This is a genomic window from Acinetobacter sp. 1207_04, from assembly GCF_052850415.1.
The window spans coordinates 1-16,651 of record NZ_VXCQ01000004.1 but is presented as its reverse complement, the minus strand read 5'-3'; the positions used below and the strand labels follow the sequence as shown (position 1 = coordinate 16,651).

General features: G+C 38.3%; 13 protein-coding genes. 5 read left to right on the top strand and 8 right to left on the bottom strand.

From position 1 onward, the window contains the following. Positions 1–37: 37 nt before the first annotated feature. The 3 genes from FW754_RS04565 (at position 38) to FW754_RS04555 (ending at position 2,465) form a co-directional block, all read left to right on the top strand. Positions 38–1,354: a hypothetical protein gene (locus FW754_RS04565; RefSeq protein WP_409512102.1), complete on the top strand. Its 1,317-nt coding sequence runs from the start codon at positions 38–40 to the stop codon at positions 1,352–1,354. 80 nt (positions 1,355–1,434) lie between these two features. Then, positions 1,435–2,088: an adenylate kinase gene (gene adk, locus FW754_RS04560; protein ID WP_409512103.1), complete on the top strand. Its 654-nt coding sequence runs from the start codon at positions 1,435–1,437 to the stop codon at positions 2,086–2,088. A 104-nt stretch (positions 2,089–2,192) separates the two neighbouring features. After that, entirely contained in the window at positions 2,193–2,465 is a 273-nt protein-coding gene (locus FW754_RS04555) for a hypothetical protein (RefSeq protein WP_446323997.1), read from the top strand. 101 nt (positions 2,466–2,566) lie between these two features. On the opposite strand, the gene nth is transcribed toward FW754_RS04555, so the two are convergent. Together nth and FW754_RS04545 are read right to left on the bottom strand one after the other, a co-directional pair. Further along, positions 2,567–3,274 (bottom strand): endonuclease III, encoded by a 708-nt coding sequence (gene nth / locus FW754_RS04550; RefSeq protein WP_446323996.1) that lies wholly within the window; start codon positions 3,272–3,274, stop codon positions 2,567–2,569. Position 3,275: 1 nt separating this feature from the next. Then, the gene (locus FW754_RS04545; protein WP_409512106.1) at positions 3,276–4,070 is read right to left on the bottom strand and encodes an RnfABCDGE type electron transport complex subunit B; all 795 of its coding nucleotides are present in this window, start codon (positions 4,068–4,070) and stop codon (positions 3,276–3,278) included. Positions 4,071–4,414: 344 nt separating this feature from the next. On the opposite strand from FW754_RS04545, the gene gdhA reads away from it, so the two are divergent. Beyond that, positions 4,415–5,758 (top strand): NADP-specific glutamate dehydrogenase, encoded by a 1,344-nt coding sequence (gdhA, locus tag FW754_RS04540; protein WP_409512107.1) that lies wholly within the window; start codon positions 4,415–4,417, stop codon positions 5,756–5,758. A 62-nt stretch (positions 5,759–5,820) separates the two neighbouring features. On the opposite strand, the gene FW754_RS04535 is transcribed toward gdhA, so the two are convergent. The 6 genes from FW754_RS04535 to FW754_RS04510 form a co-directional block, all read right to left on the bottom strand. Continuing rightward, positions 5,821–6,588, bottom strand: a complete 768-nt coding sequence (locus FW754_RS04535; RefSeq protein WP_446323995.1) for a DUF4377 domain-containing protein — start codon at positions 6,586–6,588, stop codon at positions 5,821–5,823. 156 nt (positions 6,589–6,744) lie between these two features. After that, entirely contained in the window at positions 6,745–7,521 is a 777-nt protein-coding gene (locus FW754_RS04530; protein WP_446324078.1) for a dioxygenase family protein, read from the bottom strand. A gap of 101 nt (positions 7,522–7,622) precedes the next feature. Further along, positions 7,623–8,105, bottom strand: a complete 483-nt coding sequence (gene rlmH, locus FW754_RS04525; protein ID WP_446323994.1) for a 23S rRNA (pseudouridine(1915)-N(3))-methyltransferase RlmH — start codon at positions 8,103–8,105, stop codon at positions 7,623–7,625. A 544-nt stretch (positions 8,106–8,649) separates the two neighbouring features. Next, positions 8,650–11,079: an endopeptidase La gene (gene lon, locus FW754_RS04520; protein WP_446323993.1), complete on the bottom strand. Its 2,430-nt coding sequence runs from the start codon at positions 11,077–11,079 to the stop codon at positions 8,650–8,652. A 126-nt stretch (positions 11,080–11,205) separates the two neighbouring features. Then, positions 11,206–11,811 carry a 5-formyltetrahydrofolate cyclo-ligase gene (locus FW754_RS04515; protein WP_446323992.1) on the bottom strand — a complete coding sequence of 202 codons (606 nt, stop codon included), beginning with the start codon at positions 11,809–11,811 and terminating at the stop codon, positions 11,206–11,208. Positions 11,812–12,153: 342 nt separating this feature from the next. Beyond that, positions 12,154–12,573: a hypothetical protein gene (locus FW754_RS04510; protein WP_446323991.1), complete on the bottom strand. Its 420-nt coding sequence runs from the start codon at positions 12,571–12,573 to the stop codon at positions 12,154–12,156. Positions 12,574–12,728: 155 nt separating this feature from the next. On the opposite strand from FW754_RS04510, the gene FW754_RS04505 reads away from it, so the two are divergent. Then, positions 12,729–16,651 (top strand): Ig-like domain-containing protein (locus FW754_RS04505; RefSeq protein ID WP_446323990.1); only part of this gene is annotated, 3,923 nt, incomplete at its 3' end.

Below are 16,651 nucleotides of genomic sequence, written 5' to 3'. Positions count from 1 at the left end.
ATTCGACCACACATAGAAATAAATACGAGATGCTTGAATGTTTGAATATGTCATTGATTTGTGGCAAGGCTTTTTTAATCGACCTGATCATTTAGCAATACTGAGTATTGTTCCTGTGACAGCATTTGTGACTTGGGCACACGTGTGGATGGCACTGAAAATGGTGTTCTATCCGATTAAATTTTGGGGTTTTCATCTTGGGCCATTGCCTGTGGGGTGGCAGGGAATTGTCCCCCGAAAAGCAGGACGAATTTCGGGCATCATCACCGATAACACACTGTCCAAACTTGGTTCGCTCAATGAGTTTCTAAATGCCATGGAACCCGATGACATGGCGCGGATCATTGGCGAGCAAGTGGGACGTGATTTAGAGCATTTGATTGATGAGGTAATGATTGATCGTAATGCAGTATTGTGGGAAAACTTACCGTATTCACTGAAACGTAGAATTTACGCACAAGCACAGAATCAGATGCCTGAAATTCTGAAAGGATTAGTGACTGAACTGACCATGAACGTCGAGTCACTTGTTGACATGAAAGAAATGATTGTCCGCCAGATGGAAGGCGATCGCAAACTCATGGTACGTATGTTTCTGAAAGTCGGGCAAAAGGAAATTAACTTTATTTGGCATATTAGTGCCTTGATTGGTATTTTCTTCGGTATTATTCAAATGTTTGTTTATGTATTTGTACCACAGCATTGGACAGTACCATTTTTTGCCGCAATTTGGGGTTTCTTGACGAACTGGATTGCAATTTGGATGGTCTTTAATCCTGTAGAACCACACTACATACGCTATCCACAGTTCTTTGAACTTAAAAAAGATCGTAAATTCCCTTGGATTAAACCTGTTATTCCTCGTATTGGTACGTATAATATTCAAGGCGCGTTTATGAAGCGTCAGGAAGAAGTTTCCGACGTTTTTGCGAGTGTTGTGACGGAAGATTTAATTACGTTAAAATCAATCATGACTGAAATGATGTATGGAACACGTAAAGATAAGACCCGTCGAATCATTAAACGACATGTTAATGTAATTATGGAAACACCGCTGATTCGTACTGCATTACAGTTGTCAATAGGACCAAGTGAGTATGCTAAACTCAAGACGGACTTGATTGATCGTTCTATAGAAATTACCATGGTACCTGTAAGCGACCCAGCTTTTAATGCGAGCCGTGCACAGAAAATCTTTAAAATGTTTCGAGATCGAATTAGTGAGTTAACCCCGAAAGAGTTTCAAAATTTATTACGTCCTGCATTTCAGGAAGACGAATGGATTTTGATTGTACTAGGTGGTGTCACTGGATTTATTGCTGGATTAATACATTTATTTTTGGTTTTCATATAATTAGATGCTTGAATGTTACCGATAACTTATTGGTAGGTTGAAAGTGTCATACACTTTGTTTTACATGAGGATGTTTTTTTATGCGCATTATTTTACTCGGACCACCTGGAGCTGGCAAAGGCACTCAGGCTCAGTTGATCTGTAAGCGCTACAATGTCCCACAAATTTCAACCGGTGATATGCTCCGTGCTGCAATTCGTGAAGGTACTGAACTCGGTCTTAAAGCTAAAAGTGTCATGGAGTCTGGCGGTTTAGTGTCTGATGAGTTGATCATTGGTTTAGTGAAAGAGCGTATTGCGCAGCCTGATTGCGTAAACGGTTGTATTTTCGATGGTTTCCCACGTACGATTCCGCAAGCTGAAGCACTTGAAAAAGAAGGCATTAGCATTGACCACGTGATTGAAATTGATGTACCTGATGAAGAAATTGTAAAACGTTTATCGGGTCGTCGTCAGCATGCTGCATCGGGTCGTATTTATCATACAATTTACAATCCACCGAAAGTGGAAGGTAAAGACGATGAGACAGGCGAAGATTTAGTTCAACGTCCTGATGATTTAGAAGAAACAATTCGTAAGCGCTTAGGTTCATATCATACTGAAACTGAGCAATTGGTTGGTTTCTACCAAAGTCGTGCGGCTTCAGGTGAAAATGCACCGACTTATGACAAATTGAATGGTCTTCGTGCCATTGATGAAGTCCAAGCAGAACTCTTTAATATTTTAGACAAATAATTCCAAAATTAGATGACTTTTAGCCCTGAGGGTTAATTTAGAGCCAGACTTTTTGGAAACTTTGACTTTAAAAGAGACCTGATTCATATTAGGTCTCTTTTTTTATGTTGGAATATATAGCACCAATGAAAATCGCATTAATTGCCCTCGTCATTTTAAGTGTTATCGTTATTTTGGGACTGATTGTTTTTAGTTTTAAATTGCTACGTAAAACGCAAAAAGAAGAAATCGCACAGCGCCGTGAAATTCGTAAAAATGCACAGTATCAGGTACATCCTGGTGTGGCGAAAGAACATGAACGTATGGCGACGTTGAAAAAAGAATTGGTTGAAAAAGAACGATTAGAGCAACAACAAAAAGATAATAAGCAAAAATAACCATTCAAAATCAAAAAATGATGCTAAATTTCAGCATCATTTTTAACAAAAGAGAGATATTTTTGAACGCAATGTTCATAAAATATAGATCATTTCTTGGCTTAGGGATTTACTGTATCTTCAATTGTCTTTGTAAGGATCGCTTTATTTCGTGGTGCACCGAACTCAAAACGATCAGGCCAATGGCAGATATCAGATACGATGCATTCTGCACATTTCGGTTTGCGAGCAATACAGGTATATCGTCCGTGTAAAATCAGCCAATGATGTGAGTCGAGTATAAATTCTTTTGGAATGACTTTGATGAGACGCTGTTCAACTTCAAGTACATTTTTACCAACAGCGAGCCCTGTACGATTACCCAAACGGAAAATATGCGTATCAACGGCCATCGTTGGTTGACCAAAGGCGGTATTAAGTACCACATTTGCTGTTTTACGCCCAACTCCTGGTAAAGCCTCAAGATCAGCACGGTTTTGTGGCACTTGACTACCATGCAACTCTATCAGCATTTTACAGGCTTTAATTACATTTTCGGCTTTGGAATTATACAAACCAATGGTTTTGATATATTCCTTTAAACCATCGACACCCAATGCATAAATGGCTTCAGGCGTATTGGCAACAGGAAAGAGTTTATCTGTAGCTTTATTAACACTGACATCGGTGGCTTGTGCAGACAATGTAACCGCAACCAATAATTCAAATGGATTGGAAAAATTGAGCTCAGTTTCTGGGTGTGGGCGTTGTTCACGTAAACGTTCAAAAAAGATTTGAATCTCTTTTCGCGTCATATTTTTAACGCTCATTTCATACTCCTTGTAACTGACTCAATTGTGTGTTGAGTGATTCAAGTAATTCTTGCTTTTTTGCATCGGGGCGGACGCTAAGTTGTTTTTCAAGTTTTTTAATTTGCGTACGAATTTTTGCCAATTCGATCGTGGTTTTTGCATCGATAGATGGTGGTATTTCATTTGATTTTTCAATGATTTGAATTTCAGGCAGTTGGTCTGTTTGTGCAGAAAATTGTGCAAATAATTCGGTATCAATTTCAGCACGAACGACAGGGCCTTTACGGTGAATGCGACGTTTTTCCTCACGTTGGATATGCGCATAGTAACGTTCACGTAAATCGGTTTGTTCAGCAATGCGTTGAGATTCTTGCGGTAAATCCTGTAAATCTTCAATTAGATCAATACAGTCGACAGGGCAGGGTGGAATGCATAGCTCACAACCCGTACATAAATCCGTGAGAATGGTATGCATCAATTTACCTGCGCCAATGATCGCATCGACAGGGCAAGCACTAATACATTTGGTACAACCAATACATTCATCTTCACGAATGACCGCTTTCATACGCTGTGGACGACCATCTCTTTGTATAGCCCAAACACTTTCTTCTGCTTGTAATTTTGGACGGCTCAATAATTCTGCTAATGCATCGGCAACAGGTTGACCACCGGGTACACATTTGTTGGCATCTTCACCTTCAGTGATAGATTTGGCATAAGGAAGGCATCCATCACGATGACCACATAGACCACATTGGGTCTGAGGCAGTAAAGCATCAATAGATTGAATGAGAGAGATTTGCAGATTCATGTATAGCCACAACAGCTCAATTTGAGCCTTAAATTGAAAAATAACATCATTGAATTGTGAATTTTAGCATGAAAATCAGGATTTGCGGTGTGCACAATTTGAGCGCACAAGTCGCCTCTTTTTATGGCATGAATTTTCTTTAAGTCTTGATATAGATCAATTTTTAGGATTGCCTAATTATGTTTTATAATAAAGATAACTATTTGTTATTAAATTAATTTTAAAGAATTTGAAAATAACTATTGCCGATTGGTTACAAAAGATATTACATTGTTTGCGCCAAAATACATCATCGATTGAAATTTTGACCGATTTTGATCCACCAAACTGCTGAGGATTAAGCGTTGAAATATAACAGCCTTAACGACTTCCTAAACTACGTTAAAACACGTGATTCACATCAACCAGAATTTCTACAAGCTGTAGAAGAAGTGATGACGAGCTTATGGCCGTTCATTGCAAAAAATCCGCAATATGCTGAACACGGGTTACTTGAGCGTCTTGTTGAACCTGAACGTGCAATTCAATTCCGTGTTTCATGGGTTGATGACAAAGGTCAAACGCATGTGAACCGTGCGTTCCGTGTACAATACAATTCGGCTATTGGTCCATTTAAAGGTGGAATGCGTTTCCATCCATCAGTGAACCTTTCAATTCTTAAATTCTTAGGTTTTGAACAAACATTTAAAAATGCTTTAACCACACTGCCAATGGGTGGCGGTAAAGGCGGTTCAGATTTTGATCCTAAAGGTAAATCTGAAGGCGAAATCATGCGTTTCTGCCAAGCTTTAATGATCGAGTTATATCGTCATTTGGGATCGAATACTGATATTCCTGCGGGCGATATTGGTGTTGGTGGTCGTGAAGTTGGCTATATGGCCGGTATGATGAAGAAATTAAGCAACGATACTGCGTGTGTATTCACAGGTAAAGGCTTAACTTTCGGTGGGTCATTGGCTCGCCCAGAAGCGACAGGTTACGGTACTGTGTATTTCGCTGAGGAAATGCTTAAGGCTCGTGGCGAAAGCTTCCAAGATAAAGTTGTAACCATTTCAGGTTCGGGTAATGTTGCACAGTATGCTGCTGAAAAAGCAATGTACTTAGGTGCAAAAGTTGTTTCTTTATCTGACTCTGCGGGTACGGTTTACGTTAAAAATGGTTTTACCACTGAGCTTTTATGTGAAGTGATGGAACTTAAAAATGTGAAGCGCGGTCGTATTTCAGAATTCGCGTCTAAACATGGTTTTGAATACCTTGAAGGTAAATGCCCTTGGGGAATCAAATGTGACATCGCGTTGCCATGTGCAACTCAAAATGAGTTAAATGGTGATGATGCTGTAACACTTATTGCAAATGGCGTTATTTGTGTAGCTGAAGGTGCAAACATGCCTTCTACACTTGATGCTGTTGAAAAATTTGTTGAAGCGAAAATTCTTTATGCACCAGGTAAAGCGTCGAATGCTGGTGGCGTAGCAACATCAGGTCTTGAAATGTCTCAAAATGCAATCCGTTTGGGTTGGACATTTGAAGAAGTTGATGAACGTCTTCATGCAATCATGAAAGAAATTCACCGCAACTGCGTGAAATACGGTACAGAAGAAGATGGTACTGTAAACTACGTAAACGGTGCGAACATTGCAGGCTTCGTAAAAGTTGCTGATGCAATGCTTGCTCAAGGTGTATTTTAAGTTTTAACTTAGAATCACTAAAAAAACCGATGCAAATGCATCGGTTTTTTTATGCTTAAATTTTATTTTACAGTTGCATTCATTACAGTCATATCAAATACATAAGCATATTTAGATTGATCAGCAGCAGGGTTTTTAATTTCATAACGTTTTACACGGATAATTTTATGTGCTTTTGGATCGTGCTCAAAACCTTCAATGTGGTTATAAAATAACGTCCAATCTTTATCTTGATAGGTTTTTACACCATTTTCAGCATATTTGATTTCTTTGACTTGTAAGCATGTTTGTGGAGCAACGCCAGTACATTGTTTTGTTTCAGGTGAAATTTCAAGGAAAATCGTTTCGCCTTCACTTTGATATTTTGTTTCAGGTGTCATTGTTCCTGTAAATTCAACCTTCTCACCATTTGTTGCAACAATGGTCAGTTTAGGTTGATCAGGATTACTCATATCTAAAGTAAACGGAGCTTTACGGTTACTAAATAAGTTTGCTGCAACACCTTCTTGTACCATTGCATTTGCTTCACATGCCATTTGTGTTGCCGCTAAATTACCTGAAACAATCTGATTATTTTCTACTTTCCAACCACCCATTAGATTATTACAGCTGGTTGAAATGGCTAAACGACCTTGAGCATCAAAATTTAAAACTAAAGGTTTAGGCGCATTTGCAGTATTTGCGCTCCATTGATATGCAGTTAATGTTTTATTTACATTTTGTTGTTCTACAACGCTCACTGTTGAATCTCCAGTTTTTTGAATGCCATTTGACTGACAAGCGGCAAGAGCAAGAGGGAAAAGGGCAATTGCTAAATATTTTAATTTCATGGGATAAACAGTTCATGCTATGGATAACATTTTGAAGGATAACGTATTTATTTAAAAAAAAATGGATACATATGCGCTTTTTGGGTAGCAAAATGTATCCATTTATAATTTTTTGTTACTATATTGATATATTTTATCTATAAATGGATATGTGTATTAATCAAAGCGATAAATATCCATACCAAGTGAACCCATACTAAAACTACTATGTACAATACTAAAACGATGACCTGTACCCATAGCAAAAAATAGTGGTGCGAAATGTTCTAAAGTTGGATGATTACGTTCGATAAAAGGCAAATTCTTCCAATCGAGCACCGCATCAAAATCTTGATGATGGAGCTTACTCACTACGGTATTACGGAAAGTTGATGCCCATTCAGGCACATTGGCATTTTCACCTTGCCAAGAAAGTTCACGTAAATTATGCGTAATACTGCCTGAACCCATCAATAAAATTTGCTTTTCACGTAATACTGCTAAAGTTTGTCCAATCTTATAAATTTCTTTTGCAGAAATATTCATAGGTAGTGAAATTTCTACCACAGGTATATCCGCTTGAGGATACATGTGCAACAAAGGCATCCATACGCCATGATCACGTGGGCGAGTACTATTAGCATGGGCAGTAATATGTGCTTCAGAGAATAGATGCAAAATTTCTTCAGCAAGTTGCGGGTCGCCCGGTGCAGGGTAGCGTATTTCATAGAGTTCAGGTGGAAACCCACGAAAATCATGCCATGTTTCAGGGCGGACACCTGTACTTACTTCTAAAGCATTACTTTCCCAATGTGCTGACATCACTACAATTGCTTGAGGTTGTGGCAAATTTAGACCAAGTCGGTTTAAAGCAGGGCCGACTTGTTCAGGATTAAGCGCAAGCATGGGTGAGCCATGAGAAATAAATAAGCCGGGCAAGGTTTGTAGTTTCATACTGCGCTGTTTATCCCATTGTAAAAAGTGATCTTGAATGTTGTTCAGTAACTTCAACATACTGTTTTCGAAATGAAGTAACTCTTATCGTGCCTCAAATTTTATCCTGCGCGGTGGTAAGGATGATTATTGTTGATACTCATTGCACGATACAGTTGTTCAATGAGCATCACACGTACCATTGGATGTGGAAGGGTGAGTTTAGAGAGTGACCAATGCCAAGCCGCGGCTTTGCGAACGGCTTCTGAGTGACCATCAGGTCCACCAATCGCAAGAGCGATATCGTTACCTTCAAGCATCCAACTTTTCATGGTTTCAGCTAACTTTTCTGTACCGAACTCACGACCACCGACTTCAAGTGCAATGAGAACTTCATTTTGTTTGAGCTGTGCCAAAATGCTGTCACCTTCAATATTTCGGTATTTTAAAATATCGGCTTCTGAATCATTTTTTCCTCGCTTTGCCATAGCTAGCTCAATCACTTGGGTTTGAACAAAAGGTTGAATACGTTTGAAGTAATCTTCAAAACCTGTAAGTATCCAAGCTGGCATTTTTTGACCAATAGTCAGAATACGAATTTTCATAGCATGCATTAAATGATGAGAGTTTAATGGTAAGTATAGCGTTATATGGATAATCGTTCAGGTTAAAATAAATACGCCTAAAATAGGTTGTAAAGAAATAAGAGCAGAAAAATGATGAGATAAAAGAAGTAACATTGGGAACGAAAAGTGAGAAACATCATGTTGATATTGATGCAGCACAAAGAATTAATTCATTTAAAAAGGGATGTATTGACGAGGATTTTTATAAATAAAAAGTATAGATAAAAAAATGCAGTCCATGAGGGGTAGTAGGACTGCATGCGGATTTCTATCTATCTGGAGATTTGATAGAAACCACTAAAAAGTAAGTTTTGGTCTTAAGTTAAATCATCATGAACCACAATTTCTTTATTTATATATGATGTCCATGTTGTATTTTTCAAGGGTAAAATGAGGTTTTGATCTTCATTTTTTTAGTTAACAATCTGATTTGAGCTTTTATTAGGTTGAAATGAAATATGGGGATAGTAAGTATAAAAAAGAGCGCCGTAGCGCTCTTTTTTATATGTAATTACTTGAGTAATTAATGACGAGCAGCTTTGCTTTCACCTGTTGTTTTCACAATTGGTGCTTTAACCAATGGCGTTGGTTGTTCAACTAAAGCAAGTGGCAGAATCTCATCGATACTTTTCACAGCTTTAATTTCCAAACCTTCTTTCACATTGTCAGGAATTTCAGCTAAATCACGGACATTTTCTTGTGGGATGAATACGAGTTTTACACCACCACGATGTGCAGCGAGTAGCTTCTCTTTCAAACCACCAATACGCATCGCACGACCGCCAAGGCTTGTTTCACCTGTCATTGCAATATCAGGGCGAATTGCGATGCCTGTGAACGCAGATACAAGTGCAGTCGTCAATGCTAAACCTGCAGATGGACCATCTTTCGGTGTAGCACCTTCAGGTAAATGGACGTGAACATCAGTTTCTTCAAAACGCGAAGTTTCAATGCCAAGCTCATCTGCACGGGTACGAACAACTGTCATTGCTGCGGTAATTGATTCTTTCATCACATCACCGAGTGAACCAGTAGTAATGAATTTACCTTTACCTTTGACTGCTGCAACTTCGATAGTAAGTAACTCACCACCAACAGATGTCCAAGCCAAACCATTAACACGACCGATTTGCGCTTCTTCTTCCGCCATACCAAAGTCAAACTTGTGTGGACCTAAATATTCTGGGAGATTAGCGGAGGTCACTTCAAGCTGAAGATTTTTAGACTTCTTGCTCACGGCTTCTTTCACGACTTTACGTGCAATTTTAGACACTTCACGCTCAAGGCTACGAACACCTGCTTCACGGGTATAACGCTGTACGATGTCACGAATTGCTTCTTCGTGAACAGTCAATTCTTTAGCACGTAAACCATTGTTCTTAATTGCTTTTGGAACAAGGTAACGCTCTGCAATATTGACTTTTTCATCTTCGGTATAACCTGGTAGACGAATCACTTCCATACGGTCAAGCAACGCTTCAGGAATATTCATGCTGTTTGCAGTACAGATGAACATCACTTCTGAAAGGTCAAGATCAAGATCTAAATAGTGATCACTGAACTTATCATTTTGTGATGGATCTAGCACTTCAAGCAATGCAGAAGCTGGATCGCCACGATAGTCTTGTGCCATTTTGTCAATTTCATCGAGTAAGAATAAAGGATTCTTTACGCCTACTTTAGTCAATGATTGCACAATTTTACCTGGCATCGCACCAATATAAGTACGACGGTGACCACGAATTTCCGCTTCATCACGTACGCCACCGAGTGCCATACGAACGAATTCACGCCCCGTTGCTTTAGCAACCGATTCACCAAGTGACGTTTTACCAACACCTGGGGGACCGACTAAACAAAGAATTGGACCTTTGAGTTTTTTCACGCGTGACTGTACTGCGAGATATTCAACAATACGGTCTTTTACATCGTCTAAGCCATAATGATCAGTATCTAAAATTTCCTGAGCTTTTGCTAAGTTAATGCTGACTTTACTTGCTTTATTCCAAGGCGTATCTAAAATCGCTTCGATATAGTTACGAACAACAGCAGCTTCACTTGATGCAGGTTGCATTGCTTTTAACTTACGGAATTCCGCTTCAGCTTTTTTACGCACATGTTCTGGTAGATCAGCTTCTGCTAAACGACGTTCAATTTCAGCAACATCATCTTCTGCACCGCCATTCATGTCAGAAAGTTCACGCTGAATAACCTTCATTTTTTCATTCAGGAAATATTCGCGCTGATTCTTTTCCATTTGACGTTTTACAGAGTCATGCAAAGTTTGTTCAACTTGTTGCTCTTCTGACTGCTGTAATAAATAGCTCATGAGTTCTTGTAAATGCTCTTCAAACTGATCATGTTCTAAGAACTTTTGCTTTACATCAATATTCAACGGTACACGTGTTGCAACGAAGAATAACAGTTGTAGAAGATCGTCAATTTTGTTTGCAGCCGCAATTAACTCACGTGCATTACGTAGTTTCGTTTCAGCATATTGTGCAAATAGAGCACGTAATTCTTCAACACGTAATGCTTGAGTGTTTGAATCGACGGTTGCAACACTCATTGGGCTTAACGCATGTTCAGCCGATAAATATTCATCATTGTCGATGATTTCTACAAGCTTAGAACGGTGTAAGCCTTCAATTAGCACTTTAATACAGTTTTCATCATTTTCATGATTTACGACTTGGACGATCTTAGCGACAGTACCGTATTGATATAAATTGTCGTGATCAATTTCTTCTGTGAGAGAATCTTTTTGTGCAACTACAAATACGAGATTATCGCTGTTGCGAGCGATATCAACGGCATTGATCGATTTTTCACGACCGACAAAGAGTGCAATTTGCATATGTGGATAAACCACAACATCACGCAAAGCTAAAAGTGGTAATACACTCGGAACGTTTTGCTCAAGATTTTCTTGATTCATAATATTTTCTGACATGGGCACTCCTAGTGAGTAACAACATTGTTGCCATGAATTTTATAGTGATGGGTATTTTAAAAATTACAAGGGCCTTGCTCAATAAAAAATATAAAAAAGCGCAAGTATCTAAAATTTAGAAGGGCTTTAAAGCCTGAATAAACTTGAATGCCGACTAAAACGATAGACTTTTGATGGTGTAATCAGCACATCTAAAGGTTGATCCCAAGAATTTCGCTGTAATGGTTCACTTAAAAGTTGAAAGTCATGGGCGATTCCTACTCTATAAGGGCGTTTGGGCGCAGTTGCAAGGGTACGGTCATAAAAACCTGCCCCCATACCCATACGGGTACCGAGTTGATCGCAAGCCAGCAAAGGTAAAATGAGAAAATCTAATACGGAAACATGAAAACCACGGCTTTTCATCGGCTCTAACATGCCTAAACGATGCATCGCAAAACGCTTGCTTCGATATTGATGTTGAGTAATTTGAATCCAAACAAGTTTTAAACTCATATTGCAAATCATCGGTAGAAAAACGTTTTTACCCTGTTTAAAGCAGTACTCAATGAGCTTTTGGGTTTGAACTTCGCCAAATGCGTGTAAATAAATGCCGATTTTTTTTGCATGATAAAATTTTGGTTGTTGAATCATTTGATGCAGGATTTGCACTTCAATTTTTTTTTGCATGGTCGAATTTAATGCACGACGTTTTTTTTTGAGGAGAGTTCTAAGTTCACGGTTTTGTTGCATAAGGCAGATAAAACAGTACAAGAGAGGTGGAAAAGTATACATGGAATCAGTGAAATTTATACATTTGAATTATTTCTATGAAACAAAATTTATACCACTTAAATAAATCCATTTTGATCTGGTAAAAAATAAACACATTTATTAAAAATTTAATATTATTAAAAAATATTAGGTTTTTTTTATTAATATATTTTTTATATTATGTAATAGAAAAATTGAATTTAATGGAGTTATTTTTTCAAGAAAATAGAATAAATTTAATCTATGTTTTATTCGTTTAATGTGATTTTTTGCACTAAATTCAACCCGAAATTTATCACGAATTTCGGGTTGAATATTATACTATGATTTTTTGTTGATAATGAATGGTTTTCCATTTTCATCAATAGATAATACCAAAGTTACTAATGGTAACTTTTCGTCAATTTGTATTTTAGTGTGATTAGTAACGCAATTTTCTTTACAGTTTTTGACGGTCAATGTGTACTCATTTGGCTTTAAATAGTACGTTGCTGTGTTATGAATATAGAATTCACCAGCTTTAAAATCATCAATAAAAAACTTGATTGGGCAGTTTTGATCGTCTGCTTTATCACCATCACAAAGGCGTTCATCACGCTGTACTTGAACAGGTAGTGAATTTATCTCTTTGTCTATAAATAATAAATGGGTTGGTTTTTCGAAAGTAGCTTTATGTTGTATAGATGAACATGCACTTAGACCAAGAACAAGGCTTAAACAAAGTAGCGAACGTTTCAACATGAATTTATCCTGCGGTAAAAAGACTGTGTTGGTTGAATAATAGTCAAAAAAATGATTGATTAATAGAATTAAAAACACTATGGATTTATTGTACAAAAAATATCGCTCTGTTAATATAGTTTACTGACTGTTACATTAGAAAATGGCTTTTTATTATGCAAAAAATTATTGTTATTGATAAGGCGACAATGGAGAAGGTGGAAATCGATTCTAATATAATTAAATTAGAAAAAGGATCGATTATTCAAACAAAAATTCTTCGTGAAGATGTTGCTGAAATTATTCAAGATGGTAATAATTTAATTATTAAAATGAAGGATGGTGAAATACTCACTATTGAAAATTATTTTGTAGTGGATGCAGAAGGAAATAATACAGCACTCGTTTTTGAAGGGACTGAATGTGCTTTCTTATTGCTAGATTGGCAAAATGGTGTCGCAGGTTTTAAAGAGTTAGCAGGCTTAGAGGAATTACTACCGATTGCTGTAGGTGGTGGGAGTACTGCATCTAATTTACTGCCATGGATTGTCGGTGGTGCGCTCGTTGGTGGTACAGTGATTGCGGTAGATGGTTCAAATGGATCATCGAAAGATCAACCGAAAGTACCTGAAGTACCAATTGCACCTGTCGTCACGATTAATCCCGTTGTTCCTGATAAGGATGGAACAACCACGATTACAGGTACAGTAAATAATCCAAATGCAGATGTGATTGTGACGCTTGATGGAAAAGAATATAAAGCTAAAGTTGATCCAACACCGAATGCGGATGGTACATATAATTGGACAGTGGATGTACCAACATCGGCATTGCCTCCACAAGGTGAAGAAGTTCCTGTAAAAGGAACAATCACTGATCCGAATACTGGTCTAGTTTCTCCTCCGGGGACAGATGAAGCACCCGTAATTTTGCCACCTAAAGCACCTGTAGTCACAATTGATCAAGTTGTACCAGACAAAGATGGAACAACCGCGATTACAGGTACAGTAGATAATCCAAATGCTGATGTGACCATTACCATTGGCGGGAAAGAATATCCTGTAAACGTTGATCCAACACCTAACGAAGATGGTACATATAATTGGACTATCGATGTACCCACAAATAAATTGCCCCCAATCGGGCAAGAAATTCCTGTCAAAGCGACTGTGACTGATCCAAATACAGGTTTAATTTCAGAGCCAGGTCAGGATGAAGCACCTGTTGTAGTTCCACCAAAAGCACCTTATGTCACGATTGATCCAATTGTTCCGAGTGAAGATGATACAACAACGATTACGGGTACAGTTGATGATCCAAATGCTGATGTGACAGTGACTGTAGGTGGGAAAGAATACCCTGTAAAAGTTGATCCAACACCTAATGATGATGGTACATATAATTGGATAGTTGATGTGCCAACAGCAGAATTACCTCCTGTAGGTCAAGAGGTTCCTGTTAAAGGGACTGTGACTGATCCAAATACAGGTTTGGTTTCAGAACCAGGTACAGATGAAACACTGATTCCAAATACAGGTGTGATTCCTGCACCAAAAGTTGAAATTACGACAGATATTAATAATGATGGTGTAATCAATAGCGCCGAGTTAGGTCAGGGTCCTGATGTATCTGTAAAAATTACTATTCCAAAAGAAGCCAAAATTGGCGATACACTCACGATTATTATCAATGGTGGTGAACCTACAGACATTATTATTACCGATGATATGTTGAACAATGGTTATATTACGTCTGTTCCGCCACAAGCAAATGGCAAGGTTGATGTCGCTGCAACTATTACAGATCAAACAGGTAATACCTCAGGTAAAGGTGGTGATACAGCAGTTATTGATACAAAACCTCCGGCTGTTATAGTCATCATCAATGACGATGGCACTGTAACTTTTAAGTTTAATGAACCAGTTAAAAACTTTGATTTGTCAGATATTGTCATTTCCGGTGGTAAGCTCAGTAACCTTGTTGAAAATAAAGATGGTACATGGTTTGCTGACCTTACAGGAACGAAGCAAGGTATTACGGTTAATGTAGGTGTTAAAGATAAGAGCTATACAAACCTTGCGGGTAATGAAGGTTCATCTGGCACTGATAAAAAAGTAACCGTAAAAATTGATTCGATTATACCAGATGGCAATACAGCTATTATTTCAGGAACAACTGAGCCTGGTAATAAAGTCACAGTGACTTTACCTGATGGTTCAACACTTGTTTCTGAACCTGCTGATCTAGATGGTTATTGGACAGTGACCACAGATAAACCACTTGTCGATGGCAATACAGTTGAAGCCGTGACCGATGATCAAGATGGCAAGCCAACTTCAGATGATGTTTTACTTCCATTTGTATCGATTGGTATTGTGGGTGGTGATGATATTATCAACGAAGGTGAGTTGGCGGAACTAACTGATTTTGATGGTAATATCACTATTACTGGCACTGTAAGCAATCCATCTGCATCAATGACCATTACATTTAACGGTAAGGTTTATTCAGGTGATCAAGTGACTGTTAATGCTGATGGTACATGGAGTATTAAGGTTCCTGCATCAGATGTTTTATCAAATAATGATATTAAAGCGCAAGGTAGTGTCGTTGGTGCAGATGGTACGCTAATTGAGTCAAATGTTGCTGAACGTCCAGTTGGTCAAGACTTAACACCACCAAACGTAGATGTAGAAATTACAGCTAAAGCTGAAATCATCATTCAGTTTGATCCTGACGTTGATCCGTCAACAATTGATCCAAAAGAATTTATCATAGTTGATAAAAACGGTAATCCTGTAAAAGTTGAACTTATACCATCAAAAGATGGTTTGACGTGGACGGGTAAAGTTCCATCAGGTGTGGATGGTGATATTAAAGTAACCGTTCCTGAAAATAGTTATAAAGATTATGCGGGTAACTTAGGCGGCCAAGGTACAGCAAATAAAGATGTTGATACGACCGCACCATCAGTTGAAGTCGATATTATTGCCAATGCAAAAGATGAAACCTCTGCGACAGCAACATTTACATTTAGTGAAGATATTGATCCAAGTACATTCTCATCGGCAGACTTGAATGTAACGGGTGGTCGCGTTGTTGGTGAGCCAAAACAAAATGCAGATGGTACTTGGACAGTTGAATTAAAAGTTGAACCAGGTCAAACAGTTAAAGTCGAAGTTAAAGATGATAGCTATACAGACCTTGATGGCAACAAAGGTTCAGGCAATGATGACAGCTTAATTACGATCAAAATCAATCAAGTTACACCAAGTACAGATGCAAATGGTAAACCAATAACCAACATTACAGGTCAAACAGAACCAGGCAATGAAGTTGTTGTGACTTTACCGAATGGCACAAAATTGCCACCTGTAATCGCGGATAAAGATGGCAAGTGGACTGTAACCACGGACATTCCATTGAACGATGGTGATGATATCGATGCGACAACGACCAACCAAGATGGTAATCCAATTGATGATGCGGTGTTATTACCACTGATTTCAATTGATGTTATTGCAGGCGATGACGTTGTAAATGAAAAAGAATTAATTGATCTTACAACAGATGGCTTGTTTACCATTACAGGAACAGTCAGCAATCCCAATGCTGATATCACGGTCACGTTTAACGGCAAAGAATATAAAATTCCTGCCAAAGATATTACGTCTGATGGTAAATGGTCACTTAAAGTTCCTGCGAATGAAATAGGTACGAGCAACAGCATTACAGCAGTTGCAAAAACAGATGTAGTAGAATCTGTACCAGCGATTCGTAATCCTGTTTTAGACAATGAGCCGCCAACGGTTCAAGTCAGTATTAATGACAAAGGTGAGATTACGATTAAGTATGCACCTGACGTTGATCCATCAACAATTGATCCAAAAGAAATTGTGATCAAAGATGAAGATGGTAAACGTATTAAGGTTGAACTTACACCTTCAGAAGATGGTTTAACGTGGACGGGTAAATTTCCTACAGGTATTGATGGCAATGTCAGTGTGACGGTGCCTGACAACAGTTATGCTGATAAATCGGGTAACTTAGGCGGTCAAGGTATAGCAAATAAAGATGTTGATACCACGCCACCACAAGT